Source organism: Roseomonas sp. KE2513 (assembly GCF_016107305.1).
GTDB lineage: Bacteria > Pseudomonadota > Alphaproteobacteria > Acetobacterales > Acetobacteraceae > Roseomonas.
Genome location: NZ_RCVR01000064.1, coordinates 1 through 17784, shown reverse-complemented (window position 1 = coordinate 17784; position 17784 = coordinate 1). Strand labels below are relative to the sequence as shown.

Here is a 17784-nt window from a genome sequence, read left to right as displayed (position 1 = left end):
GCGTACGGCATGGGCTGCCCAGCCCTTGACCCGCGCCTCCCGGTACCAGCCCGTCCGCACGAGCTGCGCCAGCGTCTCGGCGTCCCGTGCATCGGTCTTGTTCCGCTGCAGGGCCGTCGCCGCCCGCGCGTGTCGGGCATCGAGGCAGACCACCGGGATCCCGAGTGCCTTGAGCGAGTGGTACAACCAGGGCGTCAGCTGTCCCGTCTCCAACCCCACCCGCTGCAGCTCCGGGGCGTGCCGGCGGAGCGCCGTGGCTAGCACCTCCGGCTCGCTCGCCCGCTTGCCCTTCCACACCAGCCGTCCCTGCTCGTCGAGCACGTGAATGGCCGTGTCCTTGTCCGAAACATCCAGCGCCGCGTACTGCACCATGACGCCCTCCCCGGGGTGGCCGCGGGCAGCCTCTCCGCCCGCCTCGCACCCCGAGCTTGCCACCTCGGTCAGTCGGGTCGCGATCAGCGCATGTGGAACGGACCTTCGCTTGGCTCGCCCGCTACCGCCGCCTGACGATCCGATACGAGCGCCGCACCGACATCCACCCAGCGTTCACGACACTCGCCCGCGCCCTGGTCTGCCTCGGCCAGATCAGGCGGTTCTGTTATGTGTTCTTAGATAGGCAAAACAGAGGAGTAGATGCAACATACAGCGGACCGAATTTCCGTACTGGACTTGGCACACGCCTGCTTCCAGGACTGGCTGAACAGCTTCATGGTTCCTTCTCTCGTCATTCCCATGAGGACCCTGTTGGAACCGTGATTGAATCGCGCTCTCCGGCGAAGCGTCCTGACGCGCATTGTCGCTGACAGACGCTGCACCACCGGTCCTGGCGCGCAGTCTAAGAGTGGCAGCTCTTCGTCCTTGATTTCATCCTAGACGGAGAGGCATTTCAGCGCCTACTCAGCTGATGCGAGGCGCTTCATTCCGCAATGTCGTCTTTGCGCCTGACGTGCCGCCGTAAAAGCAATCCGCCGGACATGTGGTCCGGCGGTTGTCTAAGGATGTTGTTGCCCCCGAAAGCTCGGACAGGATCAGGCTGTTAACGTGGCACGGATGAACTGGCGCGGGGAGCGGTATTCGAGCGCGCTGTGAGGGTGGACTTCGTTGTCAGGGGTGAACCAGGCCGGGAGTGACTGGAGGACGGTTTGGGCATCGGGGCAGGGCCGGACGCGGGCGTAGTCGCGCTTGAATGTGCGGACAAAGGCCTCAGCCATGCCGTTGCTCTGCGGGCTCTGGAGCGGGGTGGTTCTGGGGAGCATGCAGAGGCTGCTGGCGAACCGCTGGGTTTCGCGGGCGACGTAGCAGCTGCCGTTGTCACTGAGCCACTCGACGGGGCTCGGCAGCCGGTTAATAAGGCCGAACCGTCGCTCGACGGCCTCGACCATCATGTCTCTGACATGCTCGGAGGTGATGCCGCCGGCGTTCCGGGCCAGAAGGAGGCCGTGGGCCTTCATGACGCGCCAGACGCGCTTGTGGTTCGAAGGTGGCCAGCCCTCCAACTCGGCCCTCTGGCGCAGCAGGGCATGGATCCGTCAGTAGCGGTAGGTCGGTAGCTCGGCGATCAGATCCTTGATCCGCCCCAGGAGGTCGTCCTCCGGCAGCGGCGGCCTGCCTCGGCGTCCGGGCGCTGCAGCCTCGGGCCGATGGAGCGATGCCGGATCGGGCGACGCCGAGGGCTTATGCGACCGCCTTCACCGGGAACCGTCCTGTGGCAGCAAGGGCGCGCGCAGCAGCAATCTTTTTTGGGTTCGACCTGCTGGAGGACCTCTGTGAGGATCTCCGCCTCCAGTGTCGTCTTGCCCAGCAGCCGGTGGAGTTCTCCAACCTGCTGCTGCTGCTGCTGCTGCTGCTGCTGCTGCTGCTGCTGCAGCGCCCGGTGCTCGGAGGCAGGCACCACCTCTTCGCCCGCGGCCGCTGCGGTGTAGGCCCCCTCGGCCGCCGACCATCTCCGGCGGCGCAGGATGGAGGTGATGACCTCCACCTTGGGCGAAGTGTAAATCATAGACACAGTCATACGCCTACTTACGGAAGTGCGAGACCGTGTCCGGGCATTAAGAGGGCAGGCTCAAAGGCGGCCGAGGATGGGTCAAAAAGACGCACACGCCCGACGAGATTGTCGCCAAGCTGCGGCAGGTTGAGGTTCTGACGGGCCAGAGCAAGCCGGTGGCGGAGGCGGTACGGGCGATCGGGGTAACGGACCAGACCGACTGCGTTGCACGGACTAGCTTGAAGGCGCAGTCGGCTAGCGGCAGATCCGGGATCACGCGAGCCGGACATATACTCCGGGCGCCCGAGTTCGAGCATGCGGTTCAGCGCGCTGACGGTGATAGCCACGTATGCGCCCGGCGAAAGCCCCGGGATCAGCGCTGGACAACGAGCCAGAGTTCGTCAGTCGGCACGTCACTGATCGGGATGACATGACCTTCTCCTGATCGAAGGTCCAGCCAGCGTATCAGTTCCGCGTGCCCAAGTGGTCTAGCCTCGGAGGTTCACTCCAACGCCGGGTCAGTCCTCAGCGAAACTTAACAGGCCGCTGATGGCGGCATGCGGACTCACGGCGGTCCTCCTATGAAGCTGGCAGCAAGGACGTGATAAGCCCCCGATCGGGCGAAGCCCTAAACACCATCGTTGCTCCCCCCGCGTGCGTCAAGGGTAATGGGCCTGAAGGGCTCCTCTTGCGTGAGCGACAGCTTCCCCTCGCGCGCGAGTTCCAGGCCGGTCAGGAGCGTACTTGCGGGCGGGCATGACAGATCCCTCCGCCCCGAGAAGGAAGACGGGCCCGCTTCAGCTCCGCCCACTTCGGTTGCCTGGAGCTTCAGGCAACTCAAGTCGCGCGAGTGTGCCGCCGAGCCGCTCGCTGCGACTGAGCGTCAGGCCCCCGTCATGGAGGCCGGCAAGATCGGCCACGATGGCGAGGCCGAGCCCTGAACCCGGAGCGGTCTCGTCCAGCCGCGTCCCACGGGCGATCGCGTCGGCCATGCTGTCGGTCGGCAGGCCGGGCCCGTCATCCTCCACCAGAATGGCGACAGCGCGACCTGCCTGGCCGACCTCCACGGACACCTGTGCGGCCGCCCATTTGCAGGCATTCTCCATGAGGTTGCCGATGACCTCAATGAGATCCTGCCGGTCGGCTCGAACGCGCAGCGCGGCATCGCCGAAGACGGTGATAGAGACGCCACGGTCCGCCTGAAGCCGGCGCAGCGCGCCGGCCACCTCCTCCGCCACGGGGAGCGGTGCGGCATGGCCGGCCAATGTCTGGGCGCCGGAGAGGGCGGCAGAACGCGCGCGGGCGAGATGGTGCTGCACGATACCCTCGAGCGCGCGGGCCTCTGCCAGAGCGGTGCCGGACCGTGGGTCCGGCCGGTCGAGCGCGTTGAGCATCACGGCGACTGGGGTCTTCAGCGCGTGGGCGAGGTTGCCGACATGGGCGCGGGCGCGCTCCAGCGTCTCGCGGTTCTGGGCGATGAGGGCGTCTACCTCTTCCACCAACGGCGCGACCTCCGCCGGTGCGGGAACGGCCAGGCGATCCCGCGTGCCGGTCCGCACCTCGGCCAGGGCGCGGCGGATGGCACGCAGCGGTGCCAAGCCCCAGACCACCTGCGCTGCGACGCCGGCCACCAGTCCGAAGCCGAGCACGACGAAGGCGAGGCCGATGCCTCGGTGTAGCCGCGCCACATCGGCGTCTGTCGCGTCCTGTGCCACCGCGACCTGAATGGTCAGCCGCCCTGGCGAGCCCGGCAGTTCGACGCTGCGCTCCAGCAGACGTAACCGCTGGCCGCGCGGACCGGTCAGGTCGCGGGCGCGTGTGTCAGCGAGGTCAGGAGGGGCGGGCGGCGGCAAGTTCGCGTCCCAGAGCGAGCGGGAGGAGGCGGAGCCGCCCGGGCCGGTGATGCGCCAGTACTGGCCTGAAAGGGGACGGTCGAACTCGGCACTGGCCCGGAAGCGTTCCAGCCGGGGCCGCCCGGCGGCGTCGGTCGTCGCCGCAGCGACCACGGCATCCAGCAGGTCGGAGATGCGTGCATCGGCGGCCGCCTCGATCTGGCGCTGAGCGATGTCGGAGACGAACCAGCCGGTGACGGCCAGACCGGCGGCGACCCAAAGCGCCGTGAGGAGGGCAAGGCGGAGGGTCAGGGAGCGCAAGTCAGCCCTCGTCCGCCACCATGCGGTAGCCCTGGCCGCGCACTGTCTCGATAACGCCGTCGGCCAGCTTGCGGCGCAGGCGGCCGACCATCACCTCCAGCGTGTTGCTGTCGCGGTCGAAGTCCTGGGCGTAGAGGTGCTCGGTCAGTTCGGTCTTGGAAACAGGACGGCCCGGGTGGTGCGCGAGGTAGGCGAGAAGGCCGTATTCCAACGCCGTCAGCCGCACCGGCGCGCCCTTCCAGGTCACGCTGCGTGCGTTGATATCGATCCGCAGGTCGCCGAGCCGGATCTCGGGTCGGGCCAGGCCGTGAGCGCGGCGGATCAGCGCCTGCACGCGCGCGACCAACTCGGCCATGACGAAAGGTTTTGCGAGGTAGTCGTCAGCCCCGGCGTTCAACCCCTCCACCTTCTCAGTCCAGGCGTCGCGGGCGGTCAGCACCAGGACGGGCATGGTACGCCCGGCTGCCCGCCAGCGGCGGAGCACCGTCAGACCGTCGAGGCGCGGTAGGCCGAGATCCAGGACGACAGCGTCGTAGGGCTCGGTCTCGCCCAGGAAGAGTGCTTCCTCGCCGTCCGGCGCGTGGTCCACGGCAAAGCCCGCTTCCGCGAAGGCGGCGCGGAGCTGGCCGGCGAGGGCTTCGCTGTCCTCCACGACGAGCACGCGCATCAACGGCGCTCCTGCACGGGACCCTTGGTGCTCAGTACGTTGCCGTTCGCGGCATCCACCCGTAGCTCGAAGACGCGGCCGCTGGGGGGCAGCAGCTTGAACTCATAGATCCAGCGGCCGTGATCCCGGTCCAGGTCCGTGTCGATCAACCGCCCCACGTAGCGGCGCTCCACCCCCGCCAGGATCTCCGAGAGCGAGCGGATCTCCCCAGCCGCGAGAGCGGCGCGGGCGCGGGCACGATCGTGGTCGTGGTCATCGTCGTCGTCATCGTCGTCCCGGGCCAGTGCGGGGTAGGAAGCGGCCGGCAGGGCGAAGGCGGCGGCGAGGAGCTGGAGCAGGAGCCGGCGCGTCATGGTCTCAAGGTGTCCTGCGGAACCTGAACGGGAGCTGAACCGCCGGCTCAGGAAGGGTTCAGGTCGGGGGTGCGAAACACTGCCTCGTCGCCGGGAACGGCACCACTGACGAGGAATGCAAACTGATGTTCGGCATCGACGCCCTGACTGGCCTGGCACTGCTCATCTCTCTCTGCGGCTTCATCCCCGTGGCAATGGCCTTTGCGGAGGATCCCTCGGTACTCCGGGCCGGCGGTTCGCGGCCGGGAGCCCGGCTGGTAGGCTTCCTTGCGGGACCTCCCCGATGAGTAAAGCTCGGGGAGCGGTTTGGCCCGAGCAGGGGAAGCCTCCCGACGTGGACTATCAGGCCAGAGAGGTTGCAGCGGTCGGCGGGCTCACCCTCTCCGGTCCGTCGCGGTCCGCCCGCCGCCGGGCGTAGCGCTGCGCAAGGGCGGCGCAGGCGAAGAGCTGGGCCTGGTGGAACAGCATGAGCGGCAGCACGATCATCCCGACCGCGGTGGAGGGGAAGAGAATGTTGGCCATGGGGATGCCGCTGGCCATGCTCTTCTTGGAGCCGCAGAAGACGATGGCGATCTCGTCCTCCTTGGAGAAGCCGCCGATGCGACTGACGAGCCCCGTGAGTACAAGCACGATCGCGAGGATCGCGAAGTCGGCGAGAGCCACGATGCCGAGGCTCGGCAGGCTGATCCGGCCCCAGATCCCCGCCACCATCCCCTCGCTGAAGGCCGCGTAGACGACGAGGAGGATGGATCCGCGGTCGAAGAGCGAGGTCACAGGCTTGTGGCGAAGCAGCCAGTCACCGACGAGCGGCCGCATCAGCTGGCCCGCGAAGAAGGGCAGGAGGAGCTGCAGGGTGAGCTTCTCCAGGGTGCCGACGCTCAGCCCGGTGCCGTGCGTTCCCATCAAGAAGGTCAGCAACGCCGGGGTGAGCACCACGCCGAGGAGGTTCGAGACGGAGGCGCTGCAGAGCGCCGCCGGCACGTTGCCCCGTGCGATGGAGGTGAAGGCGACCGAGGACTGGACCGTGGAGGGCAGAGCACAGACAAAGACGAGGCCGAGCGCGAGCTCCGGGGCGAGATAGGGCCTCAGCAGCCAGGTCGCCGCCAGCCCAAGAAGCGGGAAGAGAAGGTAAGTGCTGAGGAAGACGATCGACTGAAGGCGCCAGTGCGCCAGCCCAGCGAGAACGGCCTGGGGCGCAAGGCGCGCCCCATACAAAAAGAAGAGCGCGGCGATCGCGACCGTGACGACCTTATCAAGCACCTCGGCCGAGATACCGCGGGCGGGCAGGAGGGCCGCGATAGCGACGGTGCCGGCAAGAGCCAGGAGGTACGGGTCAAGTTTGAGTCGGTCTCGTAGTGAGCTGATGGTCATGGCGATGATGGTTCCGAGGGTTCCGCATGACGATAAGCAGCCAGCAGAAATCCTGTAGCCCGATAGCCAGGATAACAGTTATCATGCTCTGCAATGAGCCTTGCTCTTCATACCTTGGCACCCCGGCCCGAGCTGCTCAGGAGCTTCATTGCCGTGGCCGAGGCCCGGAGCTTTACCCTGGCGGCCCAGCGCCTCGACCTTGCCCAGTCTACGGTTAGCCAACACGTGAAGCGGCTGGAGGCCCTTCTCGGGCGCACGCTCTTTGCCCGGAACACGCATTCGGTGGCGCTGACGCCGGACGGCGATGCGCTACTCGCCTTCGCTCGGCAGGTGCTGGAGGCGCATGAGCGGCTTGAGCGCTTCTTTGCAAGCTCGGCGCTGCGTGGCAGGGTCCGGGTGGGCATCTCCGAGGATTTCGTGCTTGCGGGGCTGCAAGAGGTACTGGCCGCCTTCACACGGCGCCACGCCTCCGTTGACTTGGAGCTTACCGTCGGCCTCAGCGGCCGCCTTTACGAGCGCTTTGACGCGGGCGAGCTGGACGTCATCCTGGCCAAGCGCCGCCGCGACGATCCCCGCGGCCGTCTCGCCTGGCGAGAGGCGCTGGTGTGGATTGGCCGACCCGGCATCCATCCAGACCCGGCCGCGCCTCTGCCGCTGCTGCTTTACCCCCCGCCGAGCATCACGCGCGCGCTCGCGCTGGACGCGCTGGAGAAGGCCGGGCGCTCCTGGCGGGTAGCCTGCACCAGCGATAGCCTGAGCGGACTGCACGCGGCGGCCCATGCTGGTCTCGGGGTAGTACCTCACGCCGCACGGCTCATCCCTGCCGGATTGGCGGTGCTCCCAACCTCGCGACACCTGCCGGATCTATCTGGAGTGGAGTTCGTGGTCATCGCGCCAGCGCATCTCAACAACGCCGGGGCAGCACTGGCCGAAGACTTGCTGCGGCACGGCTCAGCCGGCTGGTAGCGCGCTGGCACTGGAGTGGCTGGGTAGGCTCGAACGGCTGCCGAACCTCCCTGGAGCTTATGAGGCCAGCCGGTACCTCATGCCACTGAATGCCCGTCCGCACGGCTGCGTTGTACGGAACAGCTTGGAGGCGCAGTCGGTCAGCGGCGGGTGCGGGATCACGCGAGACGAACATAGTTCGGGCGTCCGAGCTCGAGCATGCGGTTCAGCGCACCAACAGCGATGGACACTTCTGTCGCGCGGCGTGCGTCCGTGCGCGACCGCAGTGCGCCGCCAGTGACCCGCTTGAAGCGCGATGTCTGCCTCAATCAGGGCGCGTCAGTTGTAGCCTGAAGCCTTCTGCCAGCCCATGCGCCCACGCTCCGCGATCATCCTGAGGTGCTGGTCGGACCGGGTTGGCGCCGTCTCGGCTGTGGCGCTCGGCACGGTGCTGGAGCGAGGTGGAACGATCACGGTAGCTGCGGGATGCCGCCCGCCACCTAACAGTAGACGGCGTCCTGGTCGTAGGCGCCATCACCCGTGAACGAGGCTATTGGGTCCGCAACCTGGTCGAGCAAAGGCCCAACTCGCGAGACGTCATCGACATCGCTCGTCGTCAGGGTGGACGCGACGATCCGCCCCGTGTCGGCATCCACGCCGATGTGCAGCTTGCGCCACGACTGGCGCGTCTTACTCCCGTGCTTCTCGACCAGCCGCTCGCCCGGGCCACATAATTGCAGCCCCGTGCTGTCGACGATCAGATGTATGGGACGGGTGCCGGACCGAGGGAGCCGAAACACGGCCCGAAGCGTCAAAGCCGTTTTAATCGCCAGAGCTGAGTACCGCGGCTGTCCGCCTCGTGTGGTCCGCGGCTCGGCCTTCCAGGCCGCGACCGCCGCATCCGTGAACCACACGGTCAGACTGCCGCGCCCGCGTGGCGCGGCATCGTACTCCGCCCAGTTCGTCGCCCGGGACCGCGGCTTCGAATGCGGTGACGGCGGTTGGCATTCACCTTGAAAGGCAAGCTCGGTTCCCTTCGAGAATGGCAGGGCATCGTCCCCTCACCATCCTACGTCAGGCTGATCGCCAAGCCGATCAGGGCAACACACCTGGGCTACTCTACACGAATATCGCGGGCGCGAATCACATCACGCCACTTGGCGCTTTCAGCGGCGAGATAGGCCGGGAACGCTTCCGGGGTGCCGCCGACCGGATCAATTGAAAGGCCCTGCAGGCGTTCTCGCAAGTCGGGCGTGCGCAAGCTTTCGATGACCGCTTCCGAAAGGCGGCTGATGATCGGCTGGGGCGTATTGGCGGGCGCGAACATGGCGAAGTCGCTGGACGCGTTGAGGCCGGGTGTGCCGGACTCAGCCAAGGTGGGCACGTCCGGCGCCTGGGCGGAGCGCTGCTCTGAGCTCACCGCCAGTGCCCGCAGCTCACCCGAGCGCATGAACGGCAGTGCCACGCCTGTGTCCACGAAAGACATCGGGATCTCGCCGCTCATCACGGCCTGCATGCCCGGGCCGCTGCCACGGTAGGGCACGTGCTGGAGCTTGATCCCGTTGGCGGCGGCAAACATCTCTGGGGCGAGGTGGTTAGCCGAACCGATGCCGCCCGAGCCGAAGCTGATCGTGTCAGGTGCCGCCTTGGCTGCCGCCACGAGGTCGGCCACCGTGCGGAAACGGGAGTCGCCGCGCACGCACAGGAAGAACCCGTTCTGAACCAGCAACCCGATCGGCGCGAAGTCGCGTTCCTGATTGTAGGGCAGGTTGCTATAGAGATGGGGATTGATGGCATAGGTGCTGTTGGGGGTGACCAGCAGGGTGTAGCCATCGGGGCGGGCACGGGCCACGAAGCCGCTGCCCACCGCGCCGTTGGCGCCAGCCCTGTTGTCCACCACGAACTGCTGGTTCAGGCGCGCCGATAGCGGCTGCGCGATCAGGCGTGCGATGAGGTCGGTTGAGCCGCCGGCGGCAAAGGGCGCCACGATGGTCACCGTGCGCGTCGGGTATGCGGGCGCTTGGGCGCCGGCCGGCCTGCCTCCCATGGCCGCAGCCGCCATCAGGCCCAGGGCTGAGGTACCGAATCCGCGTCGGTGCATGATCTTTGTGTCCTGTTCTTGGAACGTTTGCTGATCGTCCGGCCACCCGGTGCGGACGGGTCGAAGTTGGCCCAGCCGGGCAGGCTCGGCCGCCCCCACGGCATTCGTGTGGCCAAGCCAGTCCAGGCATCGGCCGCGCGAACAAGGTGCCGCCGTGCGCGGCGGCCTGGATTATGACGCCTGGGCCTTAACCCGTGACCGCGCGCGGCGTCGCGAGCAGACCCCATTCGCCGAGCCGGTGCCGAAGGACCTTGGCCTGCCGCTCCGTCAGCGGCCAGGCGCCGGGTGGGCGCACATGGCCGCAGTCATTGCCCATCATGGCGAGCGCGCTCTTCACCACCGTCACGTTGGTGCCATTGCCTTCCTCGGCCCGCAGCTCCTCGAACGCCCCCATCACGGCGATCAGTTCGTTCGCGCGGCCGTAGTCGCCTGCGGAAAGGGCGGCGTGGATCGCGACCGAATGCTCAGGCCAGACATTGATCAGCCCGGACGTGAACCCGCGCGCGCCAACGGCGCAGAGCGGCGGCGCCCAGGTTTCGGCTAGGCCACCCACCCAGACGATCGCGGGATCAGCGCGGCGGATCGCCTCCGCAAGACGCAGCGGCGTCGGGCTGGCCCATTTCACGCCGGCCACGCCGGGGATGCGGCAGAGCTGCTCGATCGCGTCCAGTCCGATGCCATCATTGCGAAGGTAGAGCACGATCGGCAGGTCCTGCGCAGCCTCCGCAATGCGCTGCACGTAGCCAACGACGCCGCGGGGCGCGACGAAAGGGTCGGGCGGCTGGTGGACCATTAGCGCCGCGGCGCCGGCCGCGCGCGAGGCGTGGGCGAGCGCCACGGCATCGCCCATGCTGCGCCCGACGCCGCCGATCAGCGGCACGCGCCCGTCAACCATTTCCGCGACCGAGTGGACCATCCGCTCCGCCTCAGCGGTGGTCAGGCCGTAGAACTCGCCGGTATTGCCGTTGGCCGTCAGGATGTGCACCCCAGCCCCGATGGCGCGATCAATCACAGGGCGGAGCAGCGCCGGCGCGATCTGGTCGTCCCGGTCAAAAGGCGTGACGAGGATGCCGGAGATGCCCGGCAGCGCGGAGAGGAAGTTCGGGTTCGGCGATGGCACAGTCAGTTCCTTGATTGTTGCGAGGTTCAGCGCGCGGGGGAGGGGCGGCGCTCCGGGGGCGTGTAGTCGAGCCCGACGAAGCCTCCGCCCTGGTATCGCTGCCCCAACGTGTCTAGCGGATTCGGTTTGGCCAGGACCTCGGCGGCGTAATCCTCCGCGTTCTGGGTAGGATGGTAACCGAGCACCTCGCAGGAGGTGGGCGTCCACCAACTCCGCGTGTTAGCGGAGACTCCCCAGGCAACGACAAAGCCAGCGGAGGGCGCCTCGATGCAGCGCAGGGTGAACTGGAGTAGGTCGTCGAGGCCAAACCAAGTGCTGAGATGGCGCGGCTCCGTCGGGCATGGCAGAGCGGAGCCGATCCGGACGCAGACGCTCTCAATGCCGTGCTTGTCCCAGTAGAGCCGGGCCAGCCCCTCGCCCCACATCTTGCTCAGGCCGTAAAAGCCATCCGGCCGGAAGTCGCAGTCGGGGCCGAGTTTCTCTGTGACCTCATGCATGCCGATGGCGTGGTTGGAGCTGGCGAAAACGATCCGTCGGACCTTATGGCGCCGTGCACCCTCGTAGACCGCGCGGAGGCCGACAAGATTGTTCTCGATCACCTCGGACAAGGGGCGCTCGACGCTCGTGCCGGCCATGTGGATCAGCACTTCCACGCCCTGCAGCAGGCGGTCCACCACCCCTGGGTCGCGCAAGTCCCCATGCATCACGTCCTCGCCGGGGCGCAGAGGTTCGAGCGGGGTGCGTCCACCAGCCGAGCGAAGGTCGATTCCACGTTCAAGAAGGGCGGGGCGCAGGAAGCGGCCGATCTGCCCGCTTGCGCCAGAGAGTGCGACCTTCGTCATGCGGTAGAACTACCTGCCGAGCCGGCCAGTCTGCGCCGGACCATTAAGCAGCTTCGCGTTGAAGTCGCGTCGTGGCTGTCCAGCATCGTCTCCCCCCAGGGCGGCAGGCGCGGGCACGGCTATGGCGCACGCGGCTCGCTAACTTGTCAGCCGCGCTAGCTAGTTGTCAACATGTATGACAGGATGGGTGGGATCGGATACTGGACGGCCTGCCTGGCGCGACCACGATCCCGGGCTGGATGCGGGAGGCGAGCATGAGCGATTTGAAGTTGGTCCGTCGGCAGCGGGAAAGGCTCGGCGACCAACTCTATGGTCAGATCCTGGAGCAGATCATCTCCGGATCCCTACAAGAGGGTGACAAGCTGCCCTCGGAAAACCAGATCTGCCAGGCATTCTCGGTCTCGCGTCCGACGGTACGTGAGGCGCTTATGCGCCTGCACGCCGACGGGCTGGTGACCACCCGTCAGGGTTCGGGCACCTTCGTGCAGAAACGGCCATCAGATCAGCTCACCCGCCTCGTCAAAGTCTCCGATATCGCGGGGATGCTACGGTGCCTTGAGGTGCGCATCGGGCTTGAGGGGCAAGCCGCCTCACTGGCAGCACAACGACGCAGTGCCCAGGAAATGGAGCGGATCCTGGAGGCTTTGGCCGCTCTGCGAGCGAGCTTCGCAGGTGAGGCCGTGCCGGCCCACGCGGATTATGCCTTCCACAGTGCTGTCGCCAAGGCCAGTGGAAACGCCTTCTTCGCCGAGTTGCTCGAGATGTTGAGCGATCCGATCCACGGCGCCATGACCGTCGCGCTCGGCCTCACCCGCGTCGGTTCAAAGGAGCGCGCCCGTAGGGTGGTTGAGGAACACGAAGCGATTGCCGAGGCAATCCAGGCAGGTGATGCCGAGGCCGCGGGCCTCGCCATGCGGTACCACCTTCACCGCTCACGCCAGCGCGTCACGGACGGGCAGCGGGACGTTTAAGATGCAGTTGAATTGTTTAATGATCTATCATTCGCTCGCTTTATGTAAATTTGTCATACCCAATGGGTATAAAGTTTTCTGGCTCACTGGGCTTATTGTAGCCCGAAAATGCAAGGTTCTCACGACAGAGTGAGCTTCATGCCGCTAAAGTTCCCCCTTGAGGCCTGGCTCCTCTTCCGCCGGAAGGGACCGGACATCACTGACGGCGCCTCGGACGGGGAGCGGCCGCTCTTTGTCGGCATGAGCAAGGCCGGGCGGCTCACGGGTCAGGAACTGTCGGACAAGGCAGTGTGGCGGTTGGTGACGCGGGCATCCTGTTGCTGATCATCCCTCTCGTGCGTTCAACGGCAGGTGAACGCAGGCGAGAGGGGGAACAATGAATGAGGAATGGGCAGAGCAGCCCCCTTGCCAGGAGATGACGCCGTGGCCGCCGGGCGACAGCGAGATTGCCCGATGCATTCGAGCTTACAATTGGGCGGCGACGCCGCTCGGGTTAGTTGAAGGCTGGCCACAGCCGCTGCGCACGGCCGTCGACATGGTGCTCGCCATGCCTGGGCCTGCCAACATCCTGTGGGGGCCCGCCCATATTCAGATCTACAACGACGCCTACATTGCTATTGCAAGGGACCGACACCCCGCGCTGCTCGGCCGCCCGGCGGCGGAGGGCTGGCCCGAGATCCACGCGGAGGTGCTTGCCCCCATGCTGGAGACCGTGCTCGCTGGTCGAGCGATGCGGATCTCCGACCTTTCCGTCACCTTGCTTGGACCGAACGGACATCCCGAGGAGCGCGTGTTCGCCACGACCTGGTCGCCGATCCGGGACGGGGCGGGTGCTGTAGCGGGTGCGCTGGAGATCCTGGTCGAGGTCAGCGACCGCCGCGAGGCGCAGGCGGCGTTGCGCGAGAGCGAAACCCGGTATCGCTTTCTGATTGAGAGCTGGACGCAGGCGGTTTGGGAAACCGATGCGAACGGCGTCGTCGTCGCCGACAGCCCGAGCTGGCGCGCTTATACCGGCCAGACCCTGGAGGAGTGGCTTGGCTACGGTTGGCTAGACGCGATCCACCCTGGCGACCGGGCCTATGCCGAGCGGCAATGGCGGGAGGCGATCGCGGCTCACGGGCTCGTCGACGCTGATTTCCGCCTTCGTACCCCCGGTGGCGGTTGGCGCTGGACCAATGTCCGTGCCGCCCCCGTGCTCGATGCGGCGAAGCGCGTCGAGAAATGGGTCGGGATGAACATGAACATCGACGCCCGCAAACGCGCCGAGGCGGCCCTGCGCGAAAGGGAGGAGCAGCAGGAGTTCTTGCTATCGCTCTCCGACGCTTTCGGCCTCCTCGCCCTGCCCGCCGAGATCACGGCGGTCGCCACGGCCCGCCTCTGCGAGCGTTTGGGCGTCGCCCGGGTCTACTACGGCGAGATTGCAGGCAATCTGCTGAAGGTTGAAAGGGATTATACGCGCGGCGTTCCATCCCTGGTCGGCGAGCACTCGTTGGAGCCGTTCGGACCTGACTTCATCGCGGCTTACAGGCCGGGTGCTGTGATCATGGTTGAGGATGCCGGGCATGATCCGAGGCTGACGCCAGCGGCGCGGGCCGAGTTGCACGGTGGCCGGATCGCGGCCTTCGCCGACGCCGTCCTATTTGAGGAGGACGGCGAGGTGAGCGTGCTCGCCGTGCAGAGTGCTGCGCCGCGCGCCTGGTCCGCCTCCGAGGAGGACCTGATCCGCGAGGTGGGCGAGCGCGTGAAGTCGGCCATCAAGCGGGCACGCGCCGAGACGGCGCTACGCGAGAGCGAGGAGCGCCAGCGATTCCTGCTCGCATTGGGCGACGCCATGCGCGCAGAGCCGAGTGCGGGCGGAAAAATTGAGACTGCCGCTCGCCACCTCGGGAAGCGGCTCAAGGCCTCGCGGGTACTCTGGGCGGAGTACGACTGGCAGAATGGTCTGGCCCACATCTTCAACGGCTGGTTCGCTCACGGCGCTCAACCGTTCCCAACCGTCATGCGGTTGAAGGACTATGATGGGGAGGTCCTGAATGATCTCCGGGCTCCTGCACCCTGAAGACAGGGAGGAAGCGCTGCGTTCCATGCCGCGCACCCTCGACGGCGAGATGGTCGTCGTGCACTACCGGGTGATCCGCCCCTCGGGCGGTCGCGTCGTGCACCTGCGCGACACCGGCTTCCCGATCCGAGACGAGGAGGGGCATGTCGTCCGGGTTGCCGGCATCGTGCAGGACGTGTCGGATATCGAGGAGGCACGGGAGGCGCTGGAAGGGGAGAAGGAGCGGTTCAGGACGCTCGCCGAGGGCATCCCGCAGCTCGTCTGGCGCTCCTGCGACGAGGGGCGCTGGACCTGGGCATCCCCGCAGTGGCGGGACTACACGGGGCAGAGTCAGGAGAGCAGCCACGGCTGGGGCTGGCTGGAGGCAGTGCACCCCGACGACCGGGAGCGAACGATGGCATCCTGGCACGCGGCGCGGCCGCACGGGCGGCTGGAGGTGGAGTACCGGGTGCGGCGCGCGTCCGACGGCGCTTGGCGCTGGCACCAGACGCGCTCCGTCCCTGTGCGGAACGGGGCGACGGCGGCCCAGCCGGAAGGTCGCATCGTCGAGTGGCTCGGGACGACGACGGACATCGAGGACCTGAAGCGCCTCCAGAATGAGCAGGCCGTGCTGGTGGCTGAGCTCCAACACCGGACGCGCAACCTGCTGGCTGTGGTGCGCAACGTCGCCCGCCGCTCCATCTCCCCCCAGCCCGGCCGCGACGAGTACGACGAGCGGCTCGCGGCCCTCGGGCGCGTCCAGGGCTTCCTGGCGCGGAGCAGCAGCTACAGGGTGGCGCTGCGCGACCTTGTCGAGGCGGAGCTCCAGGCTGCAGGCGACGGGGTGTCGGACCGGGTGACGATCGAGGGCTCTCCTGTGGACCTGCCCGGCGAGGGCGCGCAGCCGGTGGCGCTCGCGCTGCACGAACTCGCCACCAACGCGGTGAAGTACGGCGCCATCGCCCAGCCAACGGGAAGGCTCTCGGTCACCTGGCTGATCGATGAGGGAAAGGAGGGCGTGCGGCTGCTCATCGTCTGGTGGGAGAGTGGGGTGGCGATGCCGGGCAGCCCGCCCGCGCGCCGGGGCTATGGCAGCGAGCTGATCACCCGCGCGCTGCCCTACCAGATGGCGGCGGAGACGGCCCTGGAGTTCACCCCTGACGGGGTGCGATGCTCTATTGCGCTCCCCGCCGGGGCGTTCAGGACAGCGGAGAGCCCGCGATCATGAGCGAAATAGGTAAAGCTCTGCAGGGCCGGCGCATCGCTGTCGCGGAGGACGAGTACATGATCGCTGACGAGGTGGCGGAGACGCTCAGCGAGGCTGGCGCGGAGCTGGTCGGAGCGGTGGCTCGCGTCGGCGCGACGGTGGAACTCGCGCGGGGACGTCACGACGGCTTTACATTCTATGTGATTAAGGTATCGAAACAATTTGCAAGCTACTGATCGAGCGGATGGTTCCGGTCTGGCGCAAAGCTTGCGTGCCTTCGCAGACAAGCCCGCAGTTCGACGGGCTGCCACCTCAGGGAGGACCGCCGATGGGTTACGTTCAAGTACTGCAAGCCGCTGCGCTTGTCTCAATCCTTGCCACCGGACCGGTCGCGGCTGCGACTTATGACAAGGTCTACATCTTCGGTGCCAGTGAGTCGGACAGTGGGAACATCTATGCCCTGACAGGCGGCACGACGCCGCCCAGCCCACCTTATGCCCAGCGCTATTCCAACGGGCCCGTCGCGGTGGAGTACATGGCGCAAACACTCGGCATTCCCCTCACCTACTCGCAAAATGCAGCCGCGGGGAACCAGAGCCTCAACTTCGCGATCGGCGGCTCGCTCACCGACACCCGGAACAACGTCGTCGCGCTCGGCAACGGTTATGGCATCCAGAACCAAGTGAACGACTTTCAGGCCCGGGTGACCAGCGGTGCCGTTTCCTTCAACCCCGCCAGCACGCTGTTCCTGATTATCGGGGGCGGGAACGACATCCTCCGCATCGGCTTCTTCGGCGGCAACCCGGTCACCGTCGTGCCGAACGCCGTGGGCAGCATCAGCTCCGAGGTTCAGACACTTGTCGGTCTCGGCGCGGCGCACGTTGCAGTCTCCACCATCAACAATATCGGCACCCTGCCGGTTGCGCAGCCCGCACGGGCAACCCAGTACGGCCAGCTGACGCAGGACCTGAACACCGCCTACCGGTCCCTCGCGTCGTCACTTGCCGGATCGCTCTCCGCCGACATCTTCGCCCTTGAGCGCGGGGCCATTCTCGATAACATAATCGCCAACTTCCGGAGCTTCGGCTTCACCAACGCGACCGACACCTGTGTCGCCAACGGCGTTGTCTGCGCCGATCCGGATCAGTACGTGTTCTGGGACAGCGTTCACGTCACCACCGCCGTGCACCGGCTCGTCGGCGAGCAGCTGGCGAGCCTCGTCACCCCCACCCCCGTGCCAGAACCGATGTCCCTTGCGCTGTTCGGCACCGGGCTTCTCGGGCTCGGTTTCCTTCGCCGGCAGCGGACGCGCTGATGTGCTGGGTTGGTGGGACCATGCCACCATCCGAGTGTAGCGGCATGCTCCTAACCTGAGGGAAGTGGCTGATCAGCCACGCCCACGGACCTGACCAAGTCGTGGGGCGCGTCGCTTTCAGGCGGCGCGCACATCCGCGAGGAAGCGGTCCACTGCCAAGCGCAGAACGCCGGACTGTGTCCACAGATCCCTCGCCGTCCCTGCGAGCTCGCTGGCCGCTCTTGAGGTGCCGATCGAATCTGCGTGGATGCCGCCCATCAGCGCGCTGATGCGTTGATTACCAATCGCGGCGTGCTGGACGCTGCGGGAGATCTCCTCTGTTGCGGCACCTTGCTGCTCCACGGCAGCGGCGATGCCCGTGGTGATGCCGCTGATTTGGTCGACGACCTGCGCGACGCTGCCGATCGCCTCCACAGCCTGGCTGGTCGATGCCTGAATGGCGGCGATCCGCCCGCCGATCTCTTCGGTAGCCCTGGCGGTCTGCGTGGCAAGCGCCTTGACCTCACTGGCCACGACAGCGAACCCTCGCCCTGCATCGCCCGCACGGGCGGCCTCGATCGTGGCGTTGAGTGCCAGCAGACTCGTCCGTCCCGCGATGTCACCGATCAGTCGAACGACGTCGCCAATCCGCTTGGCGTTCTCCGCCAGAACCTGAACCAAGTTGTCCGTGGCGCGCGCCTGCTGCGCCGCCTGTCCGGCCATGAGGGAGGACTGGCT

At 67.0% G+C, this 17784-nt stretch carries 17 protein-coding genes and 4 pseudogenes; 9 read left to right on the top strand and 12 right to left on the bottom strand.

The window, feature by feature from the left end; all coding sequences use genetic code 11:
- Positions 1-421 (bottom strand): annotated as a pseudogene (locus tag D9599_RS28430) (transposase); the annotation flags it as partial.
- Positions 422-464: 43 nt separating this feature from the next.
- Here D9599_RS28430 and D9599_RS28425 point away from each other — a divergent pair.
- A pseudogene (locus tag D9599_RS28425) lies at positions 465-599 on the top strand (IS5/IS1182 family transposase); the annotation flags it as partial.
- 429 nt (positions 600-1028) lie between these two features.
- Here D9599_RS28425 and D9599_RS32590 read toward each other — a convergent pair.
- From D9599_RS32590 to D9599_RS28405, 5 genes and pseudogenes are all read right to left on the bottom strand, one after another.
- Positions 1029-1571 (bottom strand): annotated as a pseudogene (locus tag D9599_RS32590) (integrase core domain-containing protein); the annotation flags it as partial.
- Positions 1559-1999 carry a hypothetical protein gene (locus tag D9599_RS32585; RefSeq protein WP_375373089.1) on the bottom strand — a complete coding sequence of 147 codons (441 nt, stop codon included), beginning with the start codon at positions 1997-1999 and terminating at the stop codon, positions 1559-1561. The gene D9599_RS32585 and the pseudogene D9599_RS32590, both read right to left, overlap by 13 nt.
- A 782-nt stretch (positions 2000-2781) precedes the next feature.
- The gene (locus D9599_RS28415) at positions 2782-4137 is read right to left on the bottom strand and encodes an ATP-binding protein (protein WP_198384655.1); all 1356 of its coding nucleotides are present in this window, start codon (positions 4135-4137) and stop codon (positions 2782-2784) included.
- A gap of 1 nt (position 4138) precedes the next feature.
- Positions 4139-4804: a response regulator transcription factor gene (locus D9599_RS28410; protein WP_198384654.1), complete on the bottom strand. Its 666-nt coding sequence runs from the start codon at positions 4802-4804 to the stop codon at positions 4139-4141.
- Complete coding sequence (locus D9599_RS28405; RefSeq protein WP_198384653.1) at positions 4804-5157, bottom strand: PepSY domain-containing protein; 354 nt, start codon at positions 5155-5157, stop codon at positions 4804-4806. Before D9599_RS28405 ends, D9599_RS28410 begins: the two co-directional genes overlap by 1 nt.
- Positions 5158-5282: 125 nt before the next feature.
- Between D9599_RS28405 and D9599_RS28400 the strand changes: the two genes are divergently transcribed.
- Entirely contained in the window at positions 5283-5444 is a 162-nt protein-coding gene (locus D9599_RS28400; protein WP_198384652.1) for a hypothetical protein, read from the top strand.
- Between the two features lie 55 nt (positions 5445-5499).
- On the opposite strand, the gene D9599_RS28395 is transcribed toward D9599_RS28400, so the two are convergent.
- Positions 5500-6528 (bottom strand): bile acid:sodium symporter family protein, encoded by a 1029-nt coding sequence (locus D9599_RS28395; protein ID WP_198384651.1) that lies wholly within the window; start codon positions 6526-6528, stop codon positions 5500-5502.
- 153 nt (positions 6529-6681) lie between these two features.
- Here D9599_RS28395 and D9599_RS28390 point away from each other — a divergent pair, with 153 nt between their 5' ends.
- On the top strand, positions 6682-7494 hold the full coding sequence (locus D9599_RS28390; protein ID WP_375373088.1) for a LysR family transcriptional regulator: 813 nt from the start codon (positions 6682-6684) through the stop codon (positions 7492-7494).
- Between the two features lie 158 nt (positions 7495-7652).
- Here D9599_RS28390 and D9599_RS32680 read toward each other — a convergent pair.
- The 4 genes and pseudogenes from D9599_RS32680 to D9599_RS28370 all read right to left on the bottom strand — a co-directional run.
- A pseudogene (locus D9599_RS32680) lies at positions 7653-8456 on the bottom strand (IS5 family transposase); the annotation flags it as partial.
- A 131-nt stretch (positions 8457-8587) separates the two neighbouring features.
- Positions 8588-9469 carry a tripartite tricarboxylate transporter substrate binding protein gene (locus D9599_RS28380; protein WP_309228744.1) on the bottom strand — a complete coding sequence of 294 codons (882 nt, stop codon included), beginning with the start codon at positions 9467-9469 and terminating at the stop codon, positions 8588-8590.
- A gap of 292 nt (positions 9470-9761) precedes the next feature.
- Complete coding sequence (locus D9599_RS28375) at positions 9762-10694, bottom strand: dihydrodipicolinate synthase family protein (protein WP_198384649.1); 933 nt, start codon at positions 10692-10694, stop codon at positions 9762-9764.
- Between the two features lie 26 nt (positions 10695-10720).
- A complete protein-coding gene (locus D9599_RS28370; RefSeq protein WP_198384648.1) occupies positions 10721-11536 on the bottom strand; it encodes an NAD(P)-dependent oxidoreductase in 816 nt (271 codons plus the stop codon).
- 254 nt (positions 11537-11790) lie between these two features.
- Here D9599_RS28370 and D9599_RS28365 point away from each other — a divergent pair, with 254 nt between their 5' ends.
- The 6 genes from D9599_RS28365 (at position 11791) to D9599_RS31720 (ending at position 17067) form a co-directional block, all read left to right on the top strand.
- Complete coding sequence (locus D9599_RS28365; RefSeq protein ID WP_198384647.1) at positions 11791-12507, top strand: FadR/GntR family transcriptional regulator; 717 nt, start codon at positions 11791-11793, stop codon at positions 12505-12507.
- 138 nt (positions 12508-12645) lie between these two features.
- Positions 12646-12831, top strand: coding sequence for a hypothetical protein (locus D9599_RS31725; protein ID WP_232481041.1), 186 nt, complete (start codon positions 12646-12648; stop codon positions 12829-12831).
- A 223-nt stretch (positions 12832-13054) separates the two neighbouring features.
- On the top strand, positions 13055-14566 hold the full coding sequence (locus D9599_RS28360; protein ID WP_198384646.1) for a PAS domain-containing protein: 1512 nt from the start codon (positions 13055-13057) through the stop codon (positions 14564-14566).
- Positions 14567-14591: 25 nt separating this feature from the next.
- Positions 14592-15773 (top strand): sensor histidine kinase, encoded by a 1182-nt coding sequence (locus D9599_RS28355; protein WP_198384645.1) that lies wholly within the window; start codon positions 14592-14594, stop codon positions 15771-15773.
- Positions 15770-15988: a hypothetical protein gene (locus D9599_RS28350; RefSeq protein WP_198384644.1), complete on the top strand. Its 219-nt coding sequence runs from the start codon at positions 15770-15772 to the stop codon at positions 15986-15988. The genes D9599_RS28355 and D9599_RS28350 overlap by 4 nt, the downstream gene beginning before the upstream one ends.
- A 92-nt stretch (positions 15989-16080) precedes the next feature.
- Positions 16081-17067 carry an SGNH/GDSL hydrolase family protein gene (locus D9599_RS31720; RefSeq protein ID WP_232481040.1) on the top strand — a complete coding sequence of 329 codons (987 nt, stop codon included), beginning with the start codon at positions 16081-16083 and terminating at the stop codon, positions 17065-17067.
- Positions 17068-17184: 117 nt separating this feature from the next.
- Here D9599_RS31720 and D9599_RS28340 read toward each other — a convergent pair.
- Positions 17185-17784 (bottom strand): methyl-accepting chemotaxis protein (locus D9599_RS28340; protein WP_304621678.1); only part of this gene is annotated, 600 nt, incomplete at its 5' end.